This is a genomic window from Streptomyces sp. NPDC049627 (assembly GCF_044465645.1).
In the GTDB taxonomy this organism is placed as follows: Bacteria; Actinomycetota; Actinomycetes; order Streptomycetales; family Streptomycetaceae; genus Streptomyces.
This window is the reverse complement of the sequence record NZ_JBITLW010000007.1, coordinates 297693-324102: the sequence shown is the minus strand read 5'-3', so window position 1 is coordinate 324102 and position 26410 is coordinate 297693. Positions and strand designations below refer to the sequence as shown.

20 protein-coding genes are annotated in these 26410 nt (G+C 70.4%); 8 read left to right on the top strand and 12 right to left on the bottom strand.

All coding sequences use genetic code 11. The features are described from left to right. Window positions 1-231: 231 nt before the first annotated feature. Complete coding sequence (locus tag ACIBU0_RS21170; RefSeq protein ID WP_398820840.1) at window positions 232-1239, top strand: serine hydrolase domain-containing protein; 1008 nt, start codon at window positions 232-234, stop codon at window positions 1237-1239. A 73-nt stretch (window positions 1240-1312) separates the two neighbouring features. On the opposite strand, the gene ACIBU0_RS21165 is transcribed toward ACIBU0_RS21170, so the two are convergent. Next, a complete protein-coding gene (locus ACIBU0_RS21165; RefSeq protein WP_398820406.1) occupies window positions 1313-3019 on the bottom strand; it encodes a glycerol-3-phosphate dehydrogenase/oxidase in 1707 nt (568 codons plus the stop codon). Window positions 3020-3282: 263 nt separating this feature from the next. Here ACIBU0_RS21165 and ACIBU0_RS21160 point away from each other — a divergent pair, with 263 nt between their 5' ends. Beyond that, window positions 3283-4491, top strand: a complete 1209-nt coding sequence (locus ACIBU0_RS21160) for a nucleotide sugar dehydrogenase (RefSeq protein ID WP_398820403.1) — start codon at window positions 3283-3285, stop codon at window positions 4489-4491. 669 nt (window positions 4492-5160) lie between these two features. Here the strand turns inward: ACIBU0_RS21160 and ACIBU0_RS21155 are convergent. The 4 genes from ACIBU0_RS21155 to ACIBU0_RS21140 form a co-directional block, all read right to left on the bottom strand. After that, the gene (locus ACIBU0_RS21155; RefSeq protein ID WP_398820400.1) at window positions 5161-6285 is read right to left on the bottom strand and encodes a GuaB3 family IMP dehydrogenase-related protein; all 1125 of its coding nucleotides are present in this window, start codon (window positions 6283-6285) and stop codon (window positions 5161-5163) included. 128 nt (window positions 6286-6413) lie between these two features. After that, window positions 6414-7916, bottom strand: coding sequence for an IMP dehydrogenase (guaB, locus tag ACIBU0_RS21150; protein ID WP_398820398.1), 1503 nt, complete (start codon window positions 7914-7916; stop codon window positions 6414-6416). 139 nt (window positions 7917-8055) lie between these two features. Next, window positions 8056-8643, bottom strand: a complete 588-nt coding sequence (locus ACIBU0_RS21145) for a sigma-70 family RNA polymerase sigma factor (RefSeq protein WP_128433187.1) — start codon at window positions 8641-8643, stop codon at window positions 8056-8058. A gap of 306 nt (window positions 8644-8949) precedes the next feature. Further along, window positions 8950-9561 carry a response regulator transcription factor gene (locus ACIBU0_RS21140; protein ID WP_003948568.1) on the bottom strand — a complete coding sequence of 204 codons (612 nt, stop codon included), beginning with the start codon at window positions 9559-9561 and terminating at the stop codon, window positions 8950-8952. 381 nt (window positions 9562-9942) lie between these two features. On the opposite strand from ACIBU0_RS21140, the gene ACIBU0_RS21135 reads away from it, so the two are divergent. Further along, entirely contained in the window at window positions 9943-10272 is a 330-nt protein-coding gene (locus ACIBU0_RS21135; protein ID WP_398820395.1) for a WhiB family transcriptional regulator, read from the top strand. A gap of 72 nt (window positions 10273-10344) precedes the next feature. Here the strand turns inward: ACIBU0_RS21135 and ACIBU0_RS21130 are convergent, their stop codons facing one another. After that, complete coding sequence (locus tag ACIBU0_RS21130) at window positions 10345-11256, bottom strand: LysR family transcriptional regulator (RefSeq protein ID WP_398820392.1); 912 nt, start codon at window positions 11254-11256, stop codon at window positions 10345-10347. A gap of 100 nt (window positions 11257-11356) precedes the next feature. Continuing rightward, the gene (locus tag ACIBU0_RS21125; RefSeq protein ID WP_398820389.1) at window positions 11357-12292 is read right to left on the bottom strand and encodes a LysR family transcriptional regulator; all 936 of its coding nucleotides are present in this window, start codon (window positions 12290-12292) and stop codon (window positions 11357-11359) included. 139 nt (window positions 12293-12431) lie between these two features. Here ACIBU0_RS21125 and ACIBU0_RS21120 point away from each other — a divergent pair, with 139 nt between their 5' ends. The 4 genes from ACIBU0_RS21120 (at window position 12432) to ACIBU0_RS21105 (ending at window position 17305) form a co-directional block, all read left to right on the top strand. Beyond that, entirely contained in the window at window positions 12432-13682 is a 1251-nt protein-coding gene (locus tag ACIBU0_RS21120; RefSeq protein WP_398820386.1) for an MFS transporter, read from the top strand. Between the two features lie 193 nt (window positions 13683-13875). Next, a complete protein-coding gene (locus ACIBU0_RS21115) occupies window positions 13876-15399 on the top strand; it encodes a multicopper oxidase family protein (protein WP_398820383.1) in 1524 nt (507 codons plus the stop codon). A 43-nt stretch (window positions 15400-15442) separates the two neighbouring features. Then, on the top strand, window positions 15443-16216 hold the full coding sequence (locus ACIBU0_RS21110) for an SDR family NAD(P)-dependent oxidoreductase (protein ID WP_398820381.1): 774 nt from the start codon (window positions 15443-15445) through the stop codon (window positions 16214-16216). A 396-nt stretch (window positions 16217-16612) separates the two neighbouring features. Further along, on the top strand, window positions 16613-17305 hold the full coding sequence (locus ACIBU0_RS21105; RefSeq protein WP_398820378.1) for an ester cyclase: 693 nt from the start codon (window positions 16613-16615) through the stop codon (window positions 17303-17305). Window positions 17306-17377: 72 nt separating this feature from the next. Here ACIBU0_RS21105 and groL read toward each other — a convergent pair whose 3' ends face one another. The 4 genes from groL to ACIBU0_RS21085 all read right to left on the bottom strand — a co-directional run bounded on the left by groL (window position 17378) and on the right by ACIBU0_RS21085 (window position 21608). Continuing rightward, window positions 17378-19003, bottom strand: coding sequence for a chaperonin GroEL (gene groL, locus ACIBU0_RS21100; RefSeq protein ID WP_398820375.1), 1626 nt, complete (start codon window positions 19001-19003; stop codon window positions 17378-17380). 129 nt (window positions 19004-19132) lie between these two features. Continuing rightward, window positions 19133-19441, bottom strand: a complete 309-nt coding sequence (gene groES / locus ACIBU0_RS21095; RefSeq protein ID WP_003998759.1) for a co-chaperone GroES — start codon at window positions 19439-19441, stop codon at window positions 19133-19135. A 272-nt stretch (window positions 19442-19713) separates the two neighbouring features. Next, entirely contained in the window at window positions 19714-20577 is an 864-nt protein-coding gene (locus ACIBU0_RS21090; protein ID WP_398820372.1) for a polysaccharide deacetylase family protein, read from the bottom strand. Then, a complete protein-coding gene (locus ACIBU0_RS21085; RefSeq protein ID WP_398820370.1) occupies window positions 20574-21608 on the bottom strand; it encodes a polysaccharide deacetylase family protein in 1035 nt (344 codons plus the stop codon). The genes ACIBU0_RS21090 and ACIBU0_RS21085 overlap by 4 nt, the downstream gene beginning before the upstream one ends. Before the next feature lie 145 nt (window positions 21609-21753). On the opposite strand from ACIBU0_RS21085, the gene ACIBU0_RS21080 reads away from it, so the two are divergent. Further along, window positions 21754-22923 (top strand): methyltransferase domain-containing protein, encoded by a 1170-nt coding sequence (locus ACIBU0_RS21080; protein WP_398820367.1) that lies wholly within the window; start codon window positions 21754-21756, stop codon window positions 22921-22923. 11 nt (window positions 22924-22934) lie between these two features. Here ACIBU0_RS21080 and ACIBU0_RS21075 read toward each other — a convergent pair whose 3' ends face one another. Further along, window positions 22935-26288, bottom strand: a complete 3354-nt coding sequence (locus tag ACIBU0_RS21075) for an NACHT domain-containing protein (RefSeq protein ID WP_398820364.1) — start codon at window positions 26286-26288, stop codon at window positions 22935-22937. Between the last annotated feature and the right edge of the window lie 122 nt (window positions 26289-26410).

The following is a 26410-nucleotide window of genomic DNA, read 5'->3' as shown; positions in this document are numbered from 1 at the left end:
CATTGTCTCTCACCCGACAAGTGCCCAACGCCCAGGGTGCCCCAGGCGCCACCGCACCGCCGTACGACCCGGACCTCCCGGCCACCACACACCCGGGCCCCGCTGAATCGCACATTCCGCTCCGGGGCATGATGGTCCGCGACAAGGGAAGGAACCCTCATGGCACGACCGGTGACGCCGCTGTTCCGCACGCTCGTGGGCGTCCCTGTGTGTCTGTCCCTCGCAGGTCTGATGTCCGTGGCACTCCTCGGTCTGGCCCCCATCGCCTCGTCGGCGCCCCCGGCACGAGCAACGGGCTCCCTCCTCCCCCTGCTGGTCACGCGGGGCAAGGCCCCCGCCGCGGCCCTGCTCGCCCGCGACCACACCGGCACCCGCTACGCCCAGGCCGGCCAGGACATCGCCCTCACCGACCACTTCCGCGCCGGCAGCATCACGAAGTCCTTCATCGCGACGGTCGTCCTGCAACTGGCCGCCGAGGGACAGCTGTCCCTCTCCGACACGGTGGAGCGGCATCTGCCGGGCCTGCTGCGCGGGGCCGGCGACACCGGGCGCGCGCTGACCCTTCGTTCCCTGCTGACCCACACCAGCGGCCTGTACGACTTCACCGCCGAGACGGGAGGCACCGTCCCCGTCACCCCGCTTCAGGCCGTACGCATCGCGCTCACCCACCCCCCTGCCGAACCCGGCAGCTTTTCCTATTCGAACACCAACTACGTCGTGCTCGGTCTGGTCATCGAGCAGGTGACCGGCCGCTCCTACGCCGCCGAAGCCGAGCGGCGCATCATCGCTCCGCTGGGTCTGACCGGCACCTCCTTCCCTGGCTCCCGCACCTCTCTCCCCTCCCCGCACGGCCGCGCCTACGCCACCGACGGAACCGACGTCACCGAGCTGGACCCGCGGGTGGCCGGCGCGGCGGGCGAGCTGGTGACCACGCTCTCCGACCTCGACCGCTTCTACGCGGCCCTGCTCGGCGGCCGGCTGCTGCCCCCGCGCTGGCTGCGCGAGATGCTCGACACCCGTGCCGCACATGGCTCGTACGGCATGGGCATCCTTCCCGTGAAACTGCCCTGCGGCACCGTCGTATGGGGGCACAACGGGCGCATCTCCGGCGGCTATGTGCGCTCCGCAGCCACCATGGGCGGTCGTCAAGTCCTCACCTTCCGGGTGAACACGACGGCGATCGCAGATCCCGGCCTCGAACCCCGGCTGCTCGCCGCCGAGTTCTGCCCTCGCACCTGAAAGAACGGCCGGGGTTCGAGCAGAGATCCCGACGTCCGCCACTCGTTCGGGTGACGTTCTGTCGGAGGGGGCCCTACAACGGCACGATGTCCGGCGCCCCCAGCCGTGCCGCATCCGCCGTCAGATCGTCCGGCTGCCGCTGCGACTCGCGCTCGGCCTCCACCCGCTTCCGGTAGTGCTCGATCTCGCGCTCGATGTGGTCCTTGTCCCAGCCCAGCACCGGCGCCATCAGCTCGGCCGCCTCGCGCGCGCACCGCGTCCCCCGGTCGAACGTCTCGATCGAGATGCGTGTGCGCCGCGTCAGCACGTCGTCCAGGTGGCGCGCCCCCTCGTGCGAGGCGGCGTAGACGATCTCGGCGCGCAGATAGTCGTCGGCGGAGTGCAGGGGCTCGCCCAGCGTCGGGGCGGCGGCGATGAGGTCGAGCACCTCCTCCGCCAGCGACCCGAACCGGTTCAACAGGTGCTCCACCCGCACCACATGAATCCCCGTCCGTGCCGCGATCCGCGCCCGTGCGTTCCACAACGCCCGGTACCCCTCGGCGCCCAGCAGCGGAATGTCCTCCGTGACGCACTCGGCGACCCGCATGTCCAGACCGTGCACGGCCGCGTCCACCGCGTCCTTGGCCATCACCCGGTACGTCGTGTACTTGCCGCCGGCCACGACGACGAGCCCGGGCACGGGGTGCGCCACGGTGTGCTCGCGCGACAGCTTGCTGGTGGCGTCCGACTCACCCGCGAGCAGGGGGCGCAGCCCGGCGTACACGCCCTCCACGTCGTCGCGGGTCAGGGGCACGGCGAGCACCGAGTTCACATGTTCGAGCAGGTAGTCGATGTCTGCGCTGGACGCGGCCGGGTGGGCCTTGTCGAGGTCCCAGTCGGTGTCGGTCGTGCCGACGATCCAGTGCCGGCCCCAGGGGATGACGAACAGGACGGACTTCTCGGTGCGCAGGATCAGGCCGGTGGTGGAGTGGATGCGGTCCTTGGGGACGACCAGGTGGATGCCCTTGGAGGCGCGGACGTGGAACTGTCCCCGCTCCCCCACCATCGACTGGGTGTCGTCGGTCCACACACCGGTCGCGTTGACGATCTGCTTGGCGCGGATCTCGTACTCCCCGCCCGCCTCGACGTCCTGTACCCGGGCCCCGACGACGCGTTCCCCCTCACGCAGGAACCCGGTCACCCGCGCGCGGTTGGCGACTTTCGCGCTGTAGGCCGCCGCCGTACGCACGAGGGTGGCCACATAGCGGGCGTCGTCCATCTGCGCGTCGTAGTACTGCAGCGCGCCGACCAACGCGTCCTTCTTCAGGGCGGGGGCGACCCGCAGGGCGTGACGGCGGCTCAGGTGACGGTGCATCGGCAGGCCCCGCCCGTGGCCGCGCGCCATCGACATGGCGTCGTAGAGCGCGACACCGGAACCGGCGTACAGGCGCTCCCAGCCCTTGTGCTGCAGCGGGTACAGGAACGGCACCGGCTTGACCAGATGCGGGGCGAGCCGCTCCAGCAGCAGGCCGCGCTCCTTCAGGGCTTCCCGTACGAGCGCGAAGTCGAGCATCTCCAGATAGCGCAGGCCGCCGTGGATCAGCTTGCTGGACCTGCTGGACGTGCCCGACGCCCAGTCACGGGCCTCGACCAGGCCGGTGGACAGTCCGCGGGTCGCCGCGTCGAGGGCGGTGCCGGCGCCCACGACGCCGCCGCCCACGACCAGTAGGTCCAGCTCGCGCTCGGCCATTGCTGCGAGTGACTCGGCGCGCTCCGCCGGGCCCAGTGTCGCTGTCCTCACCGCTGCCTCCCGCTCATCGGTCGCGTAGGCCGCACCCGTCGGGCGAAGCCCGGTTCGTACCCCCCATGCCCAAATTCTGACCGGGTTGCCCGACTTCAGCCACCACGCGCCCCCAGCCTGTGGACAACACTCAAGGAAACGCGATCATTCAATCCCGCAAATCGGTCATATTTACTCCTAGTCTGACATTGCGCTCCCTCATCCTGTCCACAGGACTTGCGCAGCTGCCCCGCTTCGGTTACTGGGAAGGACGGCCCAACGCCATGCCCGCAGATCTCGCCGTCATCGGACTGGGCCCGTACGGCCTGCCCCTGGCCAAGGCCGCCATCGCCGCCGGCATCCACACGCTCGGTTACCGGACCGGGCCCGAATCCGGCTCCCTCAGCCCCGCGGAACTGCGCCGGATGCTCTCGGGGGGCTTCCGGCACGCCACCAGCCCCGCCGAGCTCGGCCGCGTACGCACCGCCGTCATCTGCCCGCCGACCCCGCGCGACGCCGACGGCGGCCTGGACCTGAGCCAGGTCGAGGCCGCCGCCCGCACCCTGGCCGAACGGCTGCGCCCGCATACCACCGTCATCCTGGAATCGCCCGTGCCCCCGGGCACCACGGAGAACGTCCTGCGCCCGCTCCTCGAAGAGGGCTCGGGCCTGCGCGCGGGCCGCGACTTCCACCTGGCGTACTCCCCCAGCCGCGTCGACCCCGGCAACCGCCACTTCACCCCCGCCAACACTCCCAAGGTGATCGGCGGCCTCACACCCGCCTGCACCGAGTCGGCCGCCGCCTTCTACGGCCGCCTCACCGACAAGGTGGTACGCGCGCGTGGCCCGCGCGAGGCGGAGACGGTGCAGGTGCTGGAGACCAACTTCCGGCACGTCAACATCGCCCTCGTCAACGAAATGGCCGTCCTCTGCCACGACTTGGGCGTCGACCTGTGGGACGTCATCCGCTGCGCCGAGACCAAGCCGTTCGGCTTCCACGCCTTTCGCCCCGGCCCCGGCGTCGGCGGCCACGCCGTCCCACAGGACCTGACCGCCCACGCGGGCCGCACCCTGCGCATGGTCGAACTGGCCCAGCAGGTCAACGGCCAGATGCCCCGGTACGTCGTCCAGCGCGCCGCCGCCCTCCTCAACGAGCACGGCAAATCCGTGCGCGCCGCCCGCATCCTCCTCCTCGGCGTCACCTACAAGCCCGACCTCGCCGACCAGCAGTCCACACCCGCCGAGGAGGTCGCGGTCCGCCTGCTGCAGCTGGGCGCCTCCATCAGCTACCACGACCCGTACGTCCCGTCCTGGAACGTCCTGGACCGGCCGGTGCCGCGCGCGGACGCGCTGTACGAGGCTGTGGCGGAGGCCGACCTGACGATTCTGCTGCAGCAGCATCGGACGTATGACTTGCAGGGGCTGTCGGTGAAGGCGCAGCTGTTGCTGGATACGCGGGGGGCGGCGCCTACGGGGGCGGCGCATCGGTTGTGAAGGGGGGCGCGTGGGTGGGCCGGGCTCCGGAGCTGGTGGCATGCGGGGCGCGGCGCGGGTACCTTACGGAGACAGGTGGGGTCGGCCGTAGTGGGTGCTGCGGCGGGCTCATGGATGGAGCACGGAGTGTCCGCCCCTGACTCTCTGAGGGACGGCCGCTCACCATCCCGCCCAAAGGGTGGAGCCCACCGCAGGGGCTACTGCGATGGGCTCCGAACGGATTACGGGTGTCCGCCCCTAAGCCTTGTAGGGGCGGCCGCTCACCGTCCGTAGTACCACAAGATGCACCTCCTCCGGAACTTCACCAGCCGCAGCCAAGTGCGATCCCAGCGGGTGCTTGCGGTGACGGCCCATGGGCGCGCCCCCTTCCACGATGCCGCCCATATGCCCGGTAGGCGGTCCGTCTGGAGCTCGGGCCGGGCCCCGAGGGCCGGGGTCCGGAACATCTCCTTGGAAGGGGGCGCCCCAGAGAGCTTGGGTCGCCGATCACGGACACTACCGACTCCCCTCGCCCGTTCAGCCCACATTCGCCCCAAACGCAACCACGCGCCCCCTCCCCCACAACGCGCCCCCACCCAACCCCACTTGGGCACGCAAAAGGGCCGGTCACCCCACCCGGAGTGACCGGCCCTTCCCTGACGCCGACGAAACGGCGTAGCCGCGTACCGGCTACCGCTGGTGCTGCGAGTCCGCCACCGCAACCTCGACCCGCTGGAACTCCTTCAGCTCGCTGTACCCTGTCGTGGCCATCGCCCGCCGCAGCGCACCGAAGAAGTTCATGGAACCGTCGGGCGTGTGCGACGGCCCCGTCAGCACCTCCTCGATCGTGCCGACCGTCCCCAGGTGCACCTTCTTGCCGCGCGGCAGCTCCTCGTTCACGGCCTCCATGCCCCAGTGGTGCCCCTTGCCGGGCGCATCCGTGGCACGCGCCAGCGGCGAGCCCATCATCACGGCGTCCGCACCGCAGGCGATCGCCTTCGGCAGGTCGCCGGACCAGCCCACGCCACCGTCGGCGATCACGTGCACGTACCGGCCGCCGGACTCGTCCATGTAGTCGCGGCGGGCCGCCGCCACGTCCGCGACCGCCGTCGCCATCGGGACACGGATGCCGAGAACATTGCGCGTGGTGTGCGCGGCGCCGCCGCCGAAGCCGACGAGCACGCCCGCGGCACCCGTCCGCATCAGGTGCAGGGCAGCCGTGTACGTGGCGCAGCCGCCGACGATCACCGGGACGTCGAGCTCGTAGATGAACTGCTTCAGGTTCAACGGCTCGTGCGAGGACGAGACGTGCTCCGCCGAGACCGTCGTGCCGCGGATGACGAAGATGTCCACGCCCGCGTCGACGACCGCCTTGGAGAACTGGGCCGTGCGCTGCGGGGAGAGCGCGGCCGCCGTGACCACGCCGGAGTCGCGCACCTCCTTGATGCGCGCGCCGATCAGCTCCTCCTTGATGGGGGCCGCGTAGATCTCCTGGAGACGGCGCGTCGCGGACTCCGTGGGCAGCTCGGCGATCTCGTCGAGCAGCGGCTGCGGGTCCTCGTACCGCGTCCACAGGCCCTCGAGGTTCAGCACGCCGAGGCCGCCGAGCTCGCCGATGCGGATCGCGGTGGCCGGGGAGACGACCGAGTCCATGGGGGCGGCCAGGAAGGGCAGCTCGAAGCGGTAGGCGTCGATCTGCCAGGCGATCGAGACCTCCTTCGGGTCCCGCGTACGGCGGCTGGGGACGACGGCGATGTCGTCGAAGGCGTACGCCCGGCGGCCGCGCTTGCCGCGCCCGATCTCGATCTCAGTCACGTCTGTGGCCTTTCCCTGATGCGTTTCAGCGTCTTCCAGTATCGCCGACGGGTACGACAAGGGCGGCCCCGGATGCCTCCGGGGCCGCCCTCACCAAGCCCTCACAGCGCCTCACGCGCGCGTGCGCGTCACTTGCTGCTGTAGTTCGGCGCCTCGACCGTCATCTGGATGTCGTGCGGGTGGCTCTCCTTGAGGCCCGCGGAGGTGATCCGGACGAAGCGGCCCTTGGACTCCATCTCCTCGATGGTGGCGGCGCCCACATAGCCCATGGTCTGGCGCAGACCGCCGACGAGCTGGTGCAGCACGTTGGCCAGCGGGCCGCGGTAGGGCACCTGGCCCTCGACGCCCTCGGGCACGAGCTTGTCGTCGGAGGCGACCTCCGCCTGGAAGTAGCGGTCCTTCGAGTACGACCTGCCCTGGCCGCGGGACTGCATGGCGCCGAGCGAGCCCATGCCGCGGTACGACTTGAACTGCTTGCCGTTGATGAAGAGCAGCTCGCCCGGGGACTCCTCGCAGCCCGCGAGGAGGCTGCCCAGCATCACGGTGTCGGCACCGGCTGCCAGCGCCTTGCCGATGTCGCCGGAGTACTGCAGGCCGCCGTCGCCGATCACCGGGATGCCGGCCGGGCGGGCGGCGAGGGAGGCCTCGTAGATGGCGGTGACCTGCGGGACACCGATGCCGGCGACCACACGGGTCGTACAGATCGAGCCCGGGCCCACGCCGACCTTGATGCCGTCGACACCGGCGTCGATCAGCGCCTGGGCGCCGTCGCGGGTGGCGACGTTGCCGCCGATCACGTCGACGCTCACGCTGGACTTGATCTTCGCCATCCAGCTGAGCGCATTGCTGTTGTGGCCGTGCGAGGTGTCGACGACCAGGAAGTCCACGCCGGCCGCGGCCAGGGCCTGGGCGCGCTCCAGCGCCTCGGGGCTGGCGCCGACGGCGGCACCGACGAGGAGACGGCCCTCGGCGTCCTTCGCGGCGTTGGGGTACTTCTCGGCCTTGACGAAGTCCTTGACCGTGATGAGGCCCTTGAGGACACCCTCGTCGTCGACCAGCGGAAGCTTCTCGATCTTGTGGCGGCGCAGCAGCTCCATGGCGTCCTGGCCGGAGATGCCGACCTTGCCGGTGACCAGCGGCATCGGGGTCATGACCTCGCGCACCTGGCGGCTGCGGTCGCTCTCGAAGGCCATGTCCCGGTTGGTGACGATGCCGAGCAGCCGGCCGGCCGGGTCGGTGACGGGGACACCGCTGATGCGGAACTTGGCACACAGCGCGTCCGCCTCGGCGAGCGTCGCCTCGGGGTGCACCGTGATCGGGTCGGTGACCATGCCGGACTCGGACCGCTTCACCAGGTCGACCTGGTTGACCTGGTCCTCGACGGACAGGTTGCGGTGCAGCACACCGACACCGCCGAGGCGGGCCATCGCGATCGCCATGCGGGACTCGGTGACCTTGTCCATGGCGGCGGACAGCAGGGGGATGTTCACCCGGACATTGCGGGAGATGCGGGACGAGGTGTCGACCGCGTTGGGGAGCACCTCGGATGCGCCCGGCAGCAGCAGCACGTCGTCGTAGGTCAGCCCGAGTGTCGCGAATTTCTCGGGCACTCCGTCGACGTTGGCAGTCATGACACCTTCCCCAAATGGCCTTGATCGGTGCGGATGTCCATGCTAACGGGAAGCAGAGGTGGCACATTCCACGGTTCGGACCCGCTCCGGGCTTCGTATGTTCCTACGGAAGCGGCGCACCGGCCGTTCAACAGAGCAACTACTGCTCGGCCAGCGCCCGCAGGCGGCTCAGCGCCCTGTGCTGTGCAACCCGCACCGCACCAGGTGACATTCCCAACATCTGACCCGTCTCCTCCGCGGTCAACCCCACGGCGATGCGCAGCAGCAACAGCTCCCGCTGGTTCTCGGGCAGGTTGGCCAGCAGTTTCTTGGCCCACTCGGCGTCGCTGCTCAGCAGCGCCCGCTCCTCCGGGCCGAGGGAGTCGTCCGGGCGTTCCGGCATCTCGTCGGACGGGACCGCCGTGGATCCCGGGTGGCGCATGGCCGCCCGCTGCAGGTCCGCCACCTTGTGCGCGGCGATCGCGAAGACGAACGCCTCGAAGGGGCGGCCGGTGTCCTTGTAGCGCGGCAGCGCGAGCAGGACGGCGACGCAGACCTCCTGGGCGAGGTCCTCGACGAAGTGCCGGGCGTCGCCCGGGAGGCGGGACAGCCTGGTGCGGCAGTAGCGCAGGGCCAGGGGGTGGACGTGCGCGAGCAGATCGTGCGTGGCCTGCTCGTCCCCGTCCACGGCGCGGTGGACGAGTGCACCGATCGCCCCTTGGGCATAAGCCGCCTCGTCGTCGCGCATCGGTCCATGGTGCCTTGTGGCCGTGCGGTCCGTGGCATCGTGCCCGTTGTTGTGCACTGAAGCGTTATGAGCAGGTGCGCCGGCACTCATCCCCTGCGCCCTCCCCTTCCGCTCGACCGACTCGTCCCCGAGAGACTCCACATCTCAAGGATGCGGCATCCGCGCCGAAACGAGCAGCGGGCACCAACAGGACCTCTTGACGGGCCTCGCAACCGCGCCCCGAAAGGGGCGCGGGGAACTGCGCGACCAGCCACGACGAAGCCGCGGCCGCCAGACGACACCACACGGCACCCACGGTGGGGGTGCTTATCGAACCAGACCCCACCGGAAGCCGAGCGCCACCGCGTGGGCCCGGTCCGAGGCACCCAGCTTCTTGAACAAGCGCCGGGCGTGCGTCTTCACGGTGTCCTCGGAGAGGAACAGCTCACGGCCGATCTCCGCGTTGGAACGGCCGTGGCTCATGCCTTCGAGCACCTGGATCTCACGCGCGGTGAGCGTGGGCGCGGCACCCATCTCGGCGGAGCGCAGCCGGCGCGGGGCAAGACGCCAGGTCGGGTCGGCCAGCGCCTGCGTCACCGTGGCGCGCAGCTCCGCGCGCGAGGCGTCCTTGTGCAGATAGCCGCGGGCACCGGCGGCGACCGCGAGGGCCACGCCGTCCAGGTCCTCGGCGACGGTGAGCATGATGATGCGCGCACCGGGGTCGGCGGACAGCAGCCGCCGCACGGTCTCGACGCCGCCCAGGCCGGGCATGCGTACGTCCATCAGGATCAGGTCCGAGCGGTCGGCGCCCCAGCGGCGGAGGACTTCCTCGCCGTTGGCCGCGGTCGTCACGCGCTCGACGCCGGGCACGGTCGCGACCGCGCGGCGGAGCGCCTCTCGGGCAAGCGGGGAGTCGTCGCAGACGAGGACGGATGTCATGGCCGCCCTCCGCAGCTGATGCACGTCACCTTGAGCCTCCAGGCTGGTACGAAATCGTCACCTGTGCGGTCGACCGTCTCGGACGCCTGCCCGAGCACTTGTTGCTTCAACCGCCTCCGCACTCTCAACGACGGTCACCCGAAAGAGTTACGGGGCTGTGTGCCATCTTCGGCACTCTACGTGAGGGGGCGGACACGGGGCAGACATGCACGACGGACCCACAATGTTTCATCACAACCCATGCCCCATTCAGACCTTTTTCTTCCCGTTTATTGGCGATTGGGGCTAGATTCGCAATGAGTCATATTTTCATCTCCTTAGATCGTAGATGTACGGTCGTGGACACCGTATCCGCCCAGAACGGCTACAAGGGGTCACGCAATGGCAGATTTCTCCCGCCTTCCCGGACCGAACGCGGACCTGTGGGACTGGCAGCTGCTGGCTGCCTGCCGCGGGGTGGACAGCTCGCTCTTCTTTCATCCCGAGGGCGAGCGCGGTGCGGCTCGGAGTGCTCGTGAGAACTCGGCCAAGGAGGTCTGCATGAGGTGCCCGGTGCGCGCGCAGTGCGCGGCGCACGCGCTGGCGGTCCGCGAACCGTACGGCGTCTGGGGCGGCTTGACCGAGGACGAGCGCGAGGAGCTCATGGGGCGGGCGCGCAACCGGCTGGTCTCGGCGTCGACGACCAGCGGAGAGGCCGGTCCGACCAACTGAAGGAACGTTTCTGCAACCGGGCACGCGCACGCGTGCCCTTACTTTTCGCCCCTGTGGGCAGCGGCGTTCTCGCTACCGGGCCGCGGCCCGCGCCAGCTGCTCCAGCGTCGCCGCCACCGCAGGCACCTGCGCCAGGTCGGGCAGGGTGAGCGCGACGATCTCGCGGCGCACCGCCGGCTCCAGCGTCACCATGCGCACCCCTCGCGGCCGTACGGACTCCACGGCGAGCTGGGGCAGGACGGCCACGCCCAGGCCGGCGCCCACCAGACCGACGACCGCCGGATAGTCGTCCGTGGCGAAGTCGATGCGGGGCGTGAAGCCGGCGCTCTCGCACACCTCGACCAGTTGTCCTCGGCAGCGCGGACACCCGGCGATCCACGGCTCGGCGGCGAGTTCCCCGATGGCGAGGGACCCTGAGGCCGCGGTGCGCGCGAGCCGGTGCCGTTCGGGTACGAGGGCGACGAGCCGGTCCCTCAGCAGCGGGCGTACGACGAGGTCGTCCCACTCCCCTTCCGGTGCGCCCGCGGCACCCTCGTAACGGAACGCGAGGGCCACGTCGCAGTCGCCCTCGCGCAGCAGTTCGACGGACTTCGGGGGCTCGGCCTCCTCCAGGGAGACGCGGGTGCCCGGGTGTGCGGCGCGCAGGGCGGCGAGGGCGGTGGGGACCAGGGTGGAGCTGCCGCTGGGAAAGGAGACGAGGCGGACGCGGCCGGCCCGTAGCCCGGCGATGGCGGCGACCTCCTCCTCGGCGGCGGTGAGGCCGGCCAGGATTCCGGCGGCGTGCCGCACCAGCGCCTCACCGGCCTGGGTCAGCCGCATCTCCCGCCCGCTGCGCACCAGAAGGGGCGTGCCGACGGACGCCTCCAGTGCCTTCATCTGCTGGCTGACGGCGGGCTGGGTGCAGCCCAGTTCGCGCCCTGCCGCGGAGAACGAACCGGTGGCGGCGACAGCGCGCAGCACACGGAGATGACGAGCCTCGATCACCCTTCGAGCATAAGGGTGACTTGGGGAGGCGCGGGATGTGCGAGGCCGAGCTTTGAGGCATGCGGGGAGCGCAGCCTCGGGGTGGATCGACCGGAGGCGTTCAGCGGGGGATCACCCAGTCCGGCGTCCAGGTCCCGGCGGCGTCGTGGCCGGGCGCTGTGGCGGCGAGGTGGGCGCGGAGTGCGGACAGCGCCGGGTGCGGGTTGTCGCGGTGCCAGAGGAGCGAGTGCGGGTAGACGGGCGTCGGGTCGGTCACCGGGATGCGGCGCAGGCCGTGGCCGGCGGGCCAGATGAGGCGGGTGTGCTCGCCCATGAAGGTGGCCAGGGCCGGGGTGTCGGCGACGGTGTCGAGAAGGGCGTCGGAACCGAAGTTGGGGCCGGTCGACTCGATGGTGAGGCCGAACTCGGCGACGAGGTCGTCGTAGTAGGCGGCCCATTCACTGCCGGGGACGAGGCCGGGAATCCAGATCCGGTGCCCGGCGAGCTCGGCGACGGTCACCGACCGGGCGCCCGCCAGCGCGTGGGCGGGGCCGGTGAGGAGCTGGAGCGGCTCGTCGAGCACGCGGACGGACTCGATGTCCTCGGGAAGGGGCCGACCGGGTGCGGCGACAGCGCGGAAGGAGGCGTCGATCGCACCGGAGCGGATGGCGGTGACGGCCGGCTCGATGTCGAGCAGCATCAGCACGTCGAGCTCGATCCCGGGGTGGGCGCGGTGGAATCCGCGCATCAGGCCCGCCGCCGCGCCGCGCGAGGCGATCACGTCGACGCGCAGCGGACGGCGGCCCGTGCGTACGGACGCGACGGCGCGCTCGGCGGCGCGCATCAGCTCGCGCGCGTGGGGCAGGAACGCCTGCCCGTCGATGGTGGGCTCGGCGCCGCGCGGCGTGCGGGTGAACAGCCGCACGCCGAGGTCGCGTTCCAGCGCGGCGATGCGCTTGGAGACGGCCTGCTGGGTGATCGACAGGTCGGCGGCGGCCTTCTGGAACTGGCCCGCTTCAGCGACGGCGACGAAGGTGTGCACTGCTTCGAGATCCACGCCGGCCGACCATAGTGAACAACGGATGGTTGTGGGCCGCTGGTGGTTCGGTTGTTTGACCTGGCGCCGTGCCGCTCGTTTTGCTCTCCCTGGGCAACGTCGGTTTGTTCGGGTGGGCCATCGAGGGGGCACGCTGAGCGTGGTGGGCAGGAGACGGCTGGGCCGGCAGTTCGGCTGGCTGTGGGCCGCGTACGCGGTGAGCGCCTATGGGTCCGGGCTGGGGTTCGGGGCATTGCCGCTGATCGCCGTACTGGTGCTGCACGCCGGACCCGCCGAGGTGTCCGCGCTGTCCGCGGTGGGGCCCGCGGTGGGCGCGCTGATCGCGGTGCCGCTCGCGCCATGGGTCGAGTTCCGGCGCAAGCGCCGGGTCATGATCGCGACGGACCTGACCCGGTTCGCGGTCATGGCGACGATCCCGGTCGCCTACGCCTTCGGCCGGCTCGGTTTCGTCCAGTTGCTCGTGGTCTCGGCCGTGGTCGCCGCAGCCAAGATCGCCTTCAACGCGGCCGGCGGCGCCTGCCTGAAGGGCCTCGTCCGGCCGGATGATCTGCTCGTGGCCAACGCGCGGCTGGAGTCGACCAACTGGAGCTCCATCGCGGTCGGGCCACCGCTGGGCGGGGCGGCGACCGGCCTGTTCGGGCCGGTCACCACCGTGCTGGCCGACGCGCTCAGCTACCTGTTCTCCGCGCTGGCCATCACCGCGATGCGCGGCCGGGAACAGGCACCGCCGCACCGGACAGCCGGCGAAAGCCCGGTGCGGGCGGGCGCGTTGCTCGACGGCTGGCGACACATCATGGGGCATCCCGGTCTGCGGGCGCTGTACCTCAACAACATGCTCGTCGCCGGTCTGATCATGGCCACGGAGCCGCTGCTGGCCGTGCTCCTCCTCGGCCGGCTCGGGTTCCCGCCCTGGCAGTACGGCCTCGCCTTCGCCGCCCCCTGTGTCGGCGGGCTCATCGGCTCCCGGCTGGCCCGCCGTGTCGTGGCCCGCTACGGCCGGCACCGGGTCTTCCGGACCGTCGGCACCCTGCGTGCCGTCTGGCTGATCGGGCTGGCCTTCGTCCGCCCCGGCGTCGTCGGCCTCGTCACCGTGATCGCTGTCGAGCTGGCGATCATCATCAACATGAGCCTGTACAACCCGGTGCTCGCCACCTACCGGCTCGAACAGACTCCCCAGCATCTCGTCACCCGCACGCTGTCGGCCTGGTCGATCGGTCAGCAGGCGTGCATCGCCGTCCTCACCGCGCTCGGCGGGCTGCTCGCCGACGTCACCGGTCCACGCACCGCCCTCACGGTCGCGGGACTGCTCATCCTGGCCACCCCGCTCCTGCTTCCCCGGCACGACCCGACGTCGCAGCACGAGCCGGAACCGGCCCGTGGCCGCTCATGACGTCCCGCAATTCGGGCTGTGTGCCCGCGGCCGCTGCCGCACCACCGGTCCCTGTTCCGTGAGTTGGGGATCGGTCGGGCAGATGCCACACGGCTCCTAGGGGGAAACCCCGTATGACCGGCAGGGGTTGGGTCGGGGGCGGCCTGGGGACGACCCGGATGTTCGGTGGGCGGCGATCAAGGACGCTCGAAGCATGTCTCGCCTCAAGCGCGTCCTCATCGTTGTGGGTTCCGTCGTCACGGTCGTAGTGATGGCGGTCGGCGGCCTGTTCGCCTGGCTGTGGACCGGCGCCGACGTCAGCACGGTCGGCAAGGCCTCGTTCGACAACGCGCTGGCGATACCGCCCCTGGCGGAGTCCACCGTCGACAAGGACGGCACGCGCGTCTTCGACCTGCGGATGCGCGCGGGCGAGACGGAGTTCAAGGACGGTCTGAAGACCCCGACATGGGGATTCAACGGCTCCTACCTCGGCCCGACACTGCGCGCGGCCCGCGGCGAGAAGGTCCGCGTGCGCATAGCGAACGGGCTCGACGAGGCGTCCAGCGTGCACTGGCACGGCATGCACCTGCCCGCACGGATGGACGGCGGCCCGCACCAGATGATCGCCCCCGGCGGCACCTGGACCCCGCACTGGACCGTGGACCAGCCGGCCGCGACGCTCTGGTACCACCCGCACCCGCACGGCGCGACCGAACAGCATGTGCGGCGGGGCCTGGCAGGCCTGTTCATCGTCGACGACGAGAAGTCGGCGGAGCTCACCCTGCCGAAGCGGTACGGCGTCGACGACCTGCCCGTCATCGTGCAGGACGTGCGCTTCGACGGTGCGAAGCTCGACGGCGGCCACCGGATCATGCAGAACGTGGGCTTCCTCGGCGACCGGACGATGGTCAACGGCACCCTGCGTCCCTTCCGGGAGGTCGGCGACGAGCTCATACGGCTGCGGCTCCTCAACGCGTCGACGGCACGGACGTACGCCTTCGGATTCCCGGACGGCCGCGCCTTCTCGCTGATAGCGACGGACGGGGGTCTGCTGGAGCGGCCCGAGTCCATGGACCGGGTCCAGCTGTCGCCGGGCGAGCGCGCCGAGATCGTCGTGCGGATGCGGGCGGGTGAGCGGGTGATGCTGCGCAGCTTCCCGCAGGACAACTACGGGGACAGCTGGAACCGGCGGTTCGGTGGTGGCGACGACTCCTTCGACGTACTGGAGCTGCGGGCGGCCGGACGGCTCCGGCCGTCGCCCGGAATACCCACCGTGCTGGGCGAGTCGGAGACACCCGACGGCACGGATGCGGTGCGTGGGCGGTACTTCGACCTGAAGCGGTCCGGTATCAACGGGCGGGCGATGGCCATGGACCGCGTCGACGAGACGGTCACGCGGGGCACGACGGAGGTGTGGACGGTGCGCAACAGCAATGGCATGCCGCACAACTTCCATGTGCACGATGTGCAGTTCCGGGTGCTGGAGGTGAACGGTGAGGCGCCGCCGGCGGCGCTGCGCGGGCCGAAGGACACGGTGTTCCTGCCGAACGGCACGACCATGAAACTGGCGTTGCGCTTCACCGGGCCGGCGGATCCGGACACGCCGTACATGTACCACTGTCATCTGCTGTACCACGAGGACCAGGGGATGATGGGCCAGTTCGTGGTGGTGGACAAGGGGCAGCGGGCGCAGGCACCGTCGCGGCATTCGGACCACTCGGGGCACCAGCACGGCTGAGACGGGAGCGGAAGCGCGCAGTCCGGGGCCCTAACCTTGCGCCATGACAACGGCATTGATTACGGGATCGACCGCGGGTATCGGCGCCGCGTTCGCGCGGCGGCTGGCGGCTGACGGGCACGACCTGGTCCTGGTGGCCCGGGACACCAAGCGGCTGCGGGAGCAGGCGACCGAGCTGCACGACCGGCACGGCATCGAGGCGGAGGTGCTGACGGCCGACCTGGCGGAGGACACCGGCATCGAGGCGGTCGCCGCCCGCCTCGGCGACCGCCGCAACCCCGTCGACCTGCTGATCAACAATGCCGGCTTCGGCAACAAGGGCCGCTATCTCGACGTCTCCATGGCCGACGAGCTGAAGATGCTCAAGGTGCACTGCGAGGCGGTGCTGCGTCTGACGTCGGCGGCGACGGAGGCGATGCGCGAGCGGGGGCGCGGGGGCGTCGTCAATGTCGCGTCGGTCGCGGCCTTCGTGCCGCGCGGGACGTACGGCGCGTCCAAGGCGTGGGTCGTGCAGTTCACGCAGGGGGCGGCGCGGGATCTGGCGGGGAGCGGGGTGCGGCTGATGGCGCTGTGCCCGGGGTTCGTGCGGACCGAGTTCCATCAGCGGGCGGGGATGGGGACCGACAACATTCCCGGGTGGATGTGGCTGGATGCGGACAAAGTGGTGGCGGTGGCGCTGGAGGATCTCGCCCGGGGGAAGTCGTTGTCGATTCCGGACCCTCGGTACAAGGTGCTGATGGGGGCGGCGAAGCTGGTGCCTCGGGGGATGCTCGGGGGGATCAGTTCGAGGACCGGGCGGAAGTACGGGCCGCAGTAGCGCTGTCGCGGAAGAGACCGTTGAGGGCCGGGGGCGGGGTCCAGTGCGACGGAACTGGAGCGGGGGCCGGCGGCGAGCAGCGGCCGGGCCCGGTTCAGGGCCGCCCCGTTGTCACCGCCGTCGACGAGGGCCCGGACCCGTTCGGTGGGCGGCCGCGCGGTGGCACGACTCGCCCCCTGGGGGGACGATGCGGACGCACGCGCGGCGGATGCGGGGCGAACCATGCCATGAGCGGGCTCTCGCAGTTCGTACCGGATGTCGCCGCCCGCCGAGACAACCGGTCCCCCGTACACGCATCCGCCCAGGGTGCCGAACGGCCGACAGGCACACGGCCCCTCCCGCGAGGACAATGGTGCTGTCCAGCCGCGCCCAGAAGGACCGGGAGGCCACGACGTCATGACCTTCGTACAGCTCATCGACTGCAGGACCAGCCGCTTCGACGAGATGAACCGGCTGATGGACAGGTGGGTCGAGCAGACCAAGGGGAAGCGGACGGCGACGCACGACATCATCGGCAAGGACCGGACCGACGCGTCGCACTTCATCGAGATCGTGGAGTTTCCGTCGTACGAAGAGGCGATGCGGAACTCCAACCTGCCCGAGACCGACCGGATCTTCCAGGAGATGGTCGCGCTCTGTGACGAGACGCCGACGTTCACCGATCTCGACGTCGTACGGGACGAGCAGCTGAACGTCCTGGCCGCGCAGGCCTTCTTCAAGGACATGGGCAGGATGGAGCCGGAGCGGATCGGCGAGCACCTCACGGACGACTACGTGGATCACGATCCGTCGTATCCGCAGCCGGTGCAGGGCATCGACGGGGTGCGCGAGCAGTACGCGGGGTGGCGTGCCGCCTTCGACTTCACGTTCCGGATCGACGACCAGCTGGCCCAGGGCGACCAGGTGTGCACACGGTGGAACTGGACCGCACGGCACAAGGGCGAGTTCCTGGGGATCCCGGCGACCGGGCAGGACGTGGCCATGCAGGGCATGACCTGGCAGCGGTTCCGGGACGGGAGGATCTGCGAGAGCCACTGGCTCTACGACCGGGCGGGGCTGCTGGAGCAGCTGGGGGTACTCGGTCAGTGACGCCCGCGAAGGGAGAAGCCCCCCGCTGCAGCAGCAGCCGGGGGGCTTCTTCGTCAAGAGGTGGTGCGTGCCTCAGTGGGCGTGGCCGTGACCGTGGCCCGCGGCGGCCGGCTCCTCCTCTTCCTTCTTCTCGACGACCAGGGTCTCGGTCGTGAGGAGGAGGGAGGCGATGGAGGCGGCGTTCTCCAGGGCGGAGCGGGTGACCTTGACCGGGTCGATGACGCCGGCCTTCACCAGGTCGCCGTACTCGCCGGTCGCGGCGTTGTAGCCGTTGCCCTTCTCGAGCTCGGCGACCTTGGAGACGATGACGTAGCCCTCGAGGCCGGCGTTCTCGGCGATCCAGCGCAGCGGCTCGACGGCGGCCTTGCGGACCACGGAGACACCGGTGGCCTCGTCGCCGGTCTTGTCGAGGTTGCCCTCGAGGACCTTGACGGCGTGGACCAGCGCGGAGCCACCACCGGAGACGATGCCCTCCTCGACCGCGGCGCGGGTCGCGGAGATGGCGTCCTCCAGGCGGTGCTTCTTCTCCTTCAGCTCCACCTCGGTGGCGGCGCCGACCTTGATCACGCACACGCCGCCGGCCAGCTTCGCGAGGCGCTCCTGGAGCTTCTCGCGGTCCCAGTCGGAGTCGGTGTTCTCGATCTCGGCCTTGATCTGCGCGACGCGGCCCTGGACGTCCTCGGAGTTGCCGGCGCCGTCGACGATGGTCGTGTCGTCCTTGGTGACCGTCACGCGGCGGGCGGAGCCCAGCACGTCCAGGCCGACCTGGTCGAGCTTGAGGCCGACCTCCTCGGAGATGACCGTGGCGCCGGTGAGGATCGCCATGTCCTGCAGCATCGCCTTGCGGCGGTCACCGAAGCCGGGGGCCTTGACGGCGACCGCGTTGAAGGTGCCGCGGATCTTGTTGACGACCAGGGTCGACAGGGCCTCGCCCTCGACGTCCTCGGCGATGATCAGCAGCGGCTTGGAGGCACCGGCCTGGATGACCTTCTCCAGCAGCGGCAGCAGGTCGGCGATGGAGGAGATCTTGCCCTGGTTGATGAGGATGTACGGGTCCTCCAGGACGGCCTCCATGCGCTCCTGGTCCGTCACGAAGTACGGCGACAGGTAGCCCTTGTCGAAGGCCATGCCCTCGGTGAAGTCCAGCTCCAGACCGAAGGTGTTGGACTCCTCGACGGTGATGACACCGTCCTTGCCGACCTTGTCCATCGCCTCGGCGATGAGCTCGCCGACCTGCTGGTCCTGCGCGGAGAGCGCGGCCACGGCGGCGATGTCGGACTTCTCGTCGATCGGGCGGGCGGTCGCGAGGAGGTCCTCGGAGACGGCCGCGACGGCGGCGTCGATGCCCTTCTTCAGCAGCGCCGGGGAGGCACCCGCGGCGACGTTCTTCAGGCCCTCGCGCACCAGCGCCTGGGCCAGCACGGTGGCGGTGGTCGTACCGTCACCCGCGATGTCGTTGGTCTTGGTCGCCACCTCCTTCACCAGCTGGGCACCGAGGTTCTCGTACGGGTCCTCGACCTCGACCTCACGGGCGATGGTGACGCCGTCGTTGGTGATGGTGGGTGCGCCGAACTTCTTGTCGATGACGACGTTGCGGCCCTTGGGGCCGATCGTCACCTTGACCGTGTCGGCCAGCTTGTTGACGCCGCGCTCGAGGGCGCGACGGGCGTCCTCGTCGAACTTCAGGATCTTCGCCATGACAGCGGGAGCCCTCTCGGAAATCTGTGGGCGGAAAGCTATGGGTGGAAAGACACTGCGCCCCGGGCGCCCGGCTTCTTAAGTGGTCGCGGGGGGCCAGGGGCGCAGCTCGAAAGACCTGAGGTGGTCTTACTTCTCGATGATCGCGAGGACGTCGCGAGCCGAGAGGACGAGGTACTCCTCGCCGTTGTACTTCACCTCGGTGCCGCCGTACTTGCTGTACAGCACGATGTCGCCGGTCTTCACGTCAAGCGGAAGACGCTCGCCGTTCTCGAAGCGGCCCGGGCCCACGGCCAGGACGACGCCCTCCTGGGGCTTCTCCTTGGCGGTGTCCGGGATGACCAGGCCAGAGGCGGTGGTCTGCTCGGCGTCGAGCGGCTGGACCACGATGCGGTCCTCGAGCGGCTTGATGGCAACCTTGGAGCTGGTGGTCGTCACGATCCGACCTCCCCCTTCGGAGATCTCACGGGGTTAACTGTCTGAGGTGGCGACCAGGTCGATCCGTCGTCGCGGGTGCCGGACCTGCCCGTCGCGTATTTGGCACTCTCCTGCGTCGAGTGCCAGAGCCGAGACTATGACCGCGATTAGCACTCGGTCAAGCGGACTGCTAATTCGCTCCGCCGGCCGCGCCGGGTTCCCGGTCGCCCGGACGGGCCTCGTCCTCAAACGCCGGACGGGCCGGACCCCTGGACCGCCGCCGAAAAGTTTCCTCAGACGTAGTCCTCCAAACGGCCCACCGTCAGCCCCCTCCGCTGGACCTCCCGCAGCAGCCGCGTCGTCCGCTCGCGCAGACTCAGTCCGGTCGGCTCACCCGAAGGGACGGAGATGATGTCCCCGGGCCGCAGCCGGCCGGGGCCCTTGGCGTACGTCAGTTCGCCGTCGCCCTCCATCGCCGCCCGCCACAGCACCACCGCCGTGATCCCGCAGCGGGCGGCGGCGCGCAGCGTGGTGGCGTCGTACGTGCCGTAGGGCGGGCGGAAGAGGCGGGGGCGGATGCCGAAGCGGGCGCGGAGTTTGTTCTGCTGGCCGCAGATCTCGGCGCGCTGGCCGGCGTACGGCAGACCGCGCAGGGCGGCGTGGTCGAGGGTGTGGTTCTGGATGGACGCGCCCACCGAGCGCAGGCGCGCGAAGTGGCCGTAGCCCGGGCCGACCACGCTGTCGGTGAGGAACATGCTGACGGGCAGGCGCAGTTCACGGACCATGTCGACGAAGCGGGGGTCCTTCTCGGCGCCGTCGTCGTAGGTGAGGAAGACGACCTGGTCGCGGGTGGGGACGCGGTCCACGACGGGCAACCGGTCGTCCGCGGGCGGCGGCTGCCGCCGGGCGGGCGGGGCCGGGGACGGGGGCGCGGGCAGGGGGGCGGTCAGGCCCCAACGGCGGTACGGCTGTGCCGCCTGCGTCGGCCCTTTCGCCGACCGCGCTTCTTGTGCCGCGGCCTTGCCGCCTTCTTGTGCCGCCCTGCCGCCCGGCACCGCGCCGGAGCCGGCGGAACCGGTCGACTGGGCGCAACCGGCGAGCAGCACGCACGCCAGGGCCACGGCGGCCCCACCCCGCATCGCCGACGCCGGCCTCACAGGTAGTCCTCCAGCCGGGCCACCGCGTACCCGTCGGCCGTCACCTTGTTCAGGAATCGGCGGATCATGTCGGGCATTGTGCCCTTCCAGTCGCCCCTGCCCCGGAAGTGCGTGAGGACGATGTCACCCGGCCGGATCCTCCGGTCCCACTCGCGGAACTCCCAGTGGTCGACGAAGACCTCCTCGTTCCACAGGGGGACGTACCGGATGCCGCAGTACTTCGCCGCGCGCAGGGTGTCCCGGTCGTAGTTGCCGAAGGGCGGGCGGAAGAGCAACGGGCGCTTGCCGTAGCGCTCCTGGATCACCTGCTGCATGCCGCAGATCTCGCGCTTTTGCGCGAGGTAGGACAGGGACGGCAGATAGGGGTGGCGGAGGGTGTGGTTGTTCAGGACGACGCCGCTGCGCTGCATCCGCTTGAAGTAGCCGTAGTCCTCCTTGATCAGGTAGTTGCTGAGGAAGGCGGTGTACGGCACCTGCAGGTCGCTCATCATCCGCAGGAACACCGGATCCTTCTCGGCGCCGTCGTCGATGGTGAGGAAGACGACCCGCTGTTGGGTGGGGACGGTCGTGAAGACCGACGGGAGGCCGAGTTCCCGGTGCCCGTCCACCTCGAAGCCCTTACGGGTGGTGATCTTCGGCTTCCTCGCGGGCGGCGGCGGAGGCGTGAGCGGGACCCCTGCCAGACGCCAGCGTCTCGCGGCGGCGACCCGGGCGGCGTGGGCGGCGTGGGCCGACTTGAACTTCTTGGCGGGCGGGGCTTCGGCCTGCGGATTCCGGGTGCCGGGGGTGGGGCCCGGGGGCGGCGCCTTCAGGGGCGGGCGGCTCGGGGTGGGGCGTACGGCATCGGAGCCGCCTCCGCCTGCCGGTGCGCAGGCCGAGGCGATGGCGGCGACGGTGAGCACGGTGATTCCGCCGCGGACCCGGACCCGGACCCCTGCCTGGGAACGGCCGGCTGCCGGACGCCGGCGTCCCACGACTCCCCCATTGGGGGCATTGGGGGCGCTTTTGTCATTTTGTACTACTAGTCGCATGGAGCGGGATCTTCGCAGGCACCCGTCCCGAAGTCCGGCCGACACCGCCACCGAGGACGGACCATCCACCGACTGGCCCACAGGGAGCGGGCGGTCCACAGGCCGCGGGGAGCGGGCGGTCCACCGGCTGTTCGACAATGGCCCGGTGAACGACCTCGCCTCCTTCTCCTCCCTCCTCACCCCCGAGGGCCACGCCCTCCTCGACGCCGTGCGCGACTTCGACCCCGCCGACGAACTCGCCGTCGCCACCCGTCTGCGCCGCGAGCACCCCGCCGACCTGGTGTCGGCGGCGCTCGGGCAGGCGCGGCTGCGGCAGCGGGCGGCGGCGAAATTCGGGGCGGCGGACGCGGGGCGCATGTTCTTCACGCCGAACGGGGTCGAGCAGTCGACGCGGGCGAGTGTCGCGGCGTATCGGGCCGGACGGATGAAGGAACTGGGGATCGGCTCGGTCGCCGACCTGTGCTGCGGGATCGGGGGTGACGCGATCGCGTGGGCACGGGCCGGCATCCGGGTGCTGGCGGTGGACCGGGACCCGGTGACGGTGGCGGCGGCGCGGGCCAATGCGGCGGCGCTGGGGCTCGGGGAACTGGTCGAGGTGCGGGAAGCGGACGTCACCGACGTCGACACCACCGATTACGACGCCGTGTTCGTCGACCCCGCCCGGCGCGGCGGCCGGGGCCGGATCTTCGACCCCGAGGCGTACTCGCCTCCGCTGTCCTGGGCCGTCGAAGCCGCCCGAAAAGCGCCGCACGCCGCGCTGAAGATCGCACCCGGAATCCCCCACGAGGCGATCCCCGGCGACGCCGAGGCCGAGTGGATCTCGGACGGCGGGGACGTGAAGGAGGCGGTGCTGTGGTTCGGGACCGGCCCCGGGGCGGTGCGGGCCACGCTGTTGCCGGGTCCGCTTTCGCTGCTCTCCCGCAGCCTGCCCGACCCCGAAGTCCGGCCCGTCGGACGGTACTTGTACGAGCCCGACGGTGCCGTCATCCGCGCCCATCTGGTCGCCGAGGTCGCCGATCAGCTGGACGGCGGGCTGATCGACGCGACCATTGCCTACGTCACCGCGGACGAGCTACGGCCGACGCCCTATGCCTCGGCGTACGAGATCACCGATCAACTCCCCTTCAGTGTGAAGAAGTTGAAGGCGCTGCTGCGGCAACGGGAGGTCGGGACGCTGACCGTGAAGAAGCGTGGATCAGCGGTCGAACCGGAGGAGCTGCGGCGGAAGGTCAAGCCCCAAGGGCCCGGGGCGGCGACCGTTTTCCTCACGCGTGTCGCCGGCGCGCCGACGATGCTCGTCGGGCAACCGGCGTAGCACCCGCGCAGTCAGGGAAGCGGGGCGATCGTGTGGTCGGGCAGGACACGGACACGGGCTCGACGGCTCACGGCGTAGGCGAGGTCGTGAACCTTGTCCACGGCCCCGACGCCGTGGACCGTGCTCTTCTTCAGGGCCCGGGAAAGGAACCGCAGCAGCATCGAGACAGCCTCGGCATCATTGGCGGCTGCGGCCGCCCAGTCCAGAAGCGCTCGTGTGTCGCGGTACAGCAGATCCTCGTTCCCCTTGCGAAGGCAGTGACGGAGCACAGCCTGTACCCGCGAGTGGGGAATGTGAGGCATGACTTCGATCATGACGTCTGCATCGAACAGGCCGTTGCTTACGAGGTCAGGGCTCAAGTACGCGTCGATTCCCGCTTCATGAGCGAATGCCAGGGTCCACGCGAGCGTGTCGTCGTTCACAGGGACAGGAAGGCCGTCAGCGGACGAAGCGCCGCCCGCGCGCACGAGATCGGAGAAATGCCGCCGCAGACCGATGTCGCCATACGGGGCCAGGACGTCGGCGAGTCGCTTGGCGATCCGGCCCGGCCACACCATCCCGCTGTCCTCCGACACCTCGAACATCATGTCGGCCGATACGCGTTTCTTCAGGACCGCGTCGCGGATGATGTCGAGCCGGGGTGATGTTCCCCAGACGGCCGACGTGGCGGCCGCCGCCACGGACACGGACTCGTCCGAGGCCCCGAACAGCGCTTGGAGTTCCTCCACGCTTCCGGGGTCGTCGTCGAGGCACTCGAGGGCCAGCCAGCGGACCTGCCAGACCATGGCGTCGTCGTGGGCGACGGCAAGGAGGGCGTCGCGGTGCGTCCGGCTGTGGCCCTTGGCGGTGATGAACTGGGTCAGCGCCATCATCAAGGGCAGTTTCTGCGAGTCCGTCGTCCCCCCGGATCGCACGATGTCGAGCAGCGCCCCGACCCCGCGCTCGCCGGCGATGTCCAGATACGCCTCCGCCAGGACCGACCGTTCGAAGAACCACTCGTTGTTGCGCACGAGAAGGTGCAGGAGCGGTCCCTGCACGCCCGGGTCCCTGACGTCCGCGAGCACGTCGCGCACCGCGTCCGCGATCAGCCGGAAGTCCGACCAACCCGCGCAGACGTCGATCGTGCGCAGTATGACGTCCGTGGGCGCTCCCACGGCTCCGAGCGCCCTGAGGACGACTCCGACCTTTCGGGCGGGCGCATCCGGGCGGCTGAGCAGTGCGTCCAGTTCCGCGCACAGCTGGGGCAACGCCGCCCCGACCCCCAAGGTGCCCAGGGCCATGACGAGGTGCTCGTGCAGGAGTTCGGGCAGTTCGGAGCCGAGTGTGAGCACCCCGAGCAGTCGTTTGCCCACGTCACGCCCACCGCGAGCGGCCAGCGCGTCCACCAGGGCCGCTCGCGCCTCGACGCTTCCCGCCTCGTCCGTGATGGAGGCGATGACCTCGTCCAGTTGCTGATCCGAGCCGATCACCCCCACGACCGCCTCGGCCGCCCGCTGCCGTTCCCCGGCGTACGGCGATGTCTTCAGCAGCTCCCACACGGTCCGCACGATCTGCGCCCGCAGTTCCACGTCCGTCACGCGGGGGCTCCCCGTCAGACAGCGTGCCGCCAGCAGCAGGTCCGTGTGGAAGAGGTCGTCGTCGGGCAAGTGCAGCAGTTCGGGGGCGTCCTTCCGGGTCCGCGGCCGGTCCGGTCGCAGTTGCAGCACGCCCAGGAGCAACTCGGAGGCGTCCCCCGGCGAGCCCGCCATCAGCAGGATCACCTCCTCCCACCAGGGGTCGTAGCGCGCGGCCACGGCACGCTCGACGCCCACCGACCCCTGCTCCAGGAGGGCGCTGGCCGCGAAGTACTCCTGGAGGGTCAGGTGCAGGAAGCCGTACACACCGTGCGCCTGGGCCTTGAGCAGGCCGTACTGGGCGGCTATCTCGTCCAGGATCTTCCTGTTGTCCGTGCGGGGCAGGTCGATCGTCGGGAGGAAGTCGGCGATGAGATCGAGCAGGTCCGCCTCCGGGAAGGTGCGCAGCCCGCGCTGGTGGTAGTGGCAGGCGATCTGCTTGAGAAGGTCCTGTTTGCGGTCCCGTGTGAAGCGGCTGTAGCGGGCGATCTGCCGATGCGCGTCCCATTCGCGCAGCAGGACCTCGACGCAGCGCTTGTAGAGCGTGGCCCGCCGTTCGGGGAGCTCCAGGTCGCTCTCGTAGACGATGGCGATGAGGCTGAGCAGCAGCGGGTTCGCGGCGAGCGTCTGCAGGCGGGCGTTGGCGGACAGGGCGCGCAGGAGTCCGTTGCGGTGCCGGTCGCCCTCCTCGAACCAGTTGGCGATGAACGTCTCGATCTGCGGCCACTCGAAGTCCAGCGCCTCCAGGACCTGGAACTGCGGCAGCCCGCCCTGCCAGCCGTGCCGCCGGCACGTCGTGGCGATCAGGGCCTTCGGAAAGCGGGTGGCCAGCCGGGCGATCTCCTTGGTGACGCGGTTGTACGCCCCCGCCGCCTCGTCCACGCTCTGTCCGCCCTGGACCTCGTCGAGTCCGTCGAGCAGCAGCGCGGCCGTGCCGTCGGTCAGCTTCTCGACCAGATACTCCTGGGCGTCGGCGAAGCCGTAGCGGTCCTCCCAGTGCTGGGCGAGGTAGTCGAGCAGGGAGTCGTGACCGCTCTCGATGAACCGGACCAGCTCGACGTACGCAGGTGTCTCGGGCAGCGTCCCGCCCTCCCGCCTGGCCATGCGCAGGGCCAAGTGGCGCAGCATGGTGGTCTTCCCGGCGCCCGGGTCACCGACCACGACGACGCGCTGGTAGCGCTGGAGCGCATCGACCGGCGCATAGGTGTGGGCCGCGGCGGACTCGGGAGCCACGGACTCCTTGCGCATCCCCTCGTCCCGTCTGCGTTCCTGAACGGGTTCCTCGTCGCGGACGAACCGGAGCGGCTGGTGCTCCTGCACCCGGACCTGGACGTAGAGGCGGTCCAGGGGCAGCGGGCGGGACATGTCGAGGATGTGGAGCGTCGACAGTTCCCCCACGAGGCGCGTGCAGTAGTCCACCGCCCGCTCCGCCATGCTTCCGCGACGGGCGGCTTCCCGCTCCCGGGCGTGCGCCTCCTCGCGCTCGCGCTCCTGGGCGCGCCGGTGCTCCTCCCGTTCCCACTCGTGCTCCTTCTTCCGCCGGTCGGCGGCTTCCTGGAGCTCGATCTTCCGTTCCTCGACGGCCTGCTGGAGCTTGCTCTTCTCCCTCTCCAGCATCCGGTTCCGGCGCATCTGCCAGAGCGCGATCCCGGCCGCGATCAGCGCGGCGGTCACCGCGCCGGCGGCCGTGTACGACGTGCTGGGAAGTGCCAGCTCCTGGACGGCCGCGGACCGTGTGACAGCCTCGATCAACTCAAGTCCCCCGAAATGTCCACCCTCTGACCGACCGTCGGCTCCGACCGGCCCTCCTGCCCTGGGCTCCCGGCTCTCCACGGTCCGTCGATCTCGCCTACGGTCCGTCCGATTCTGACACC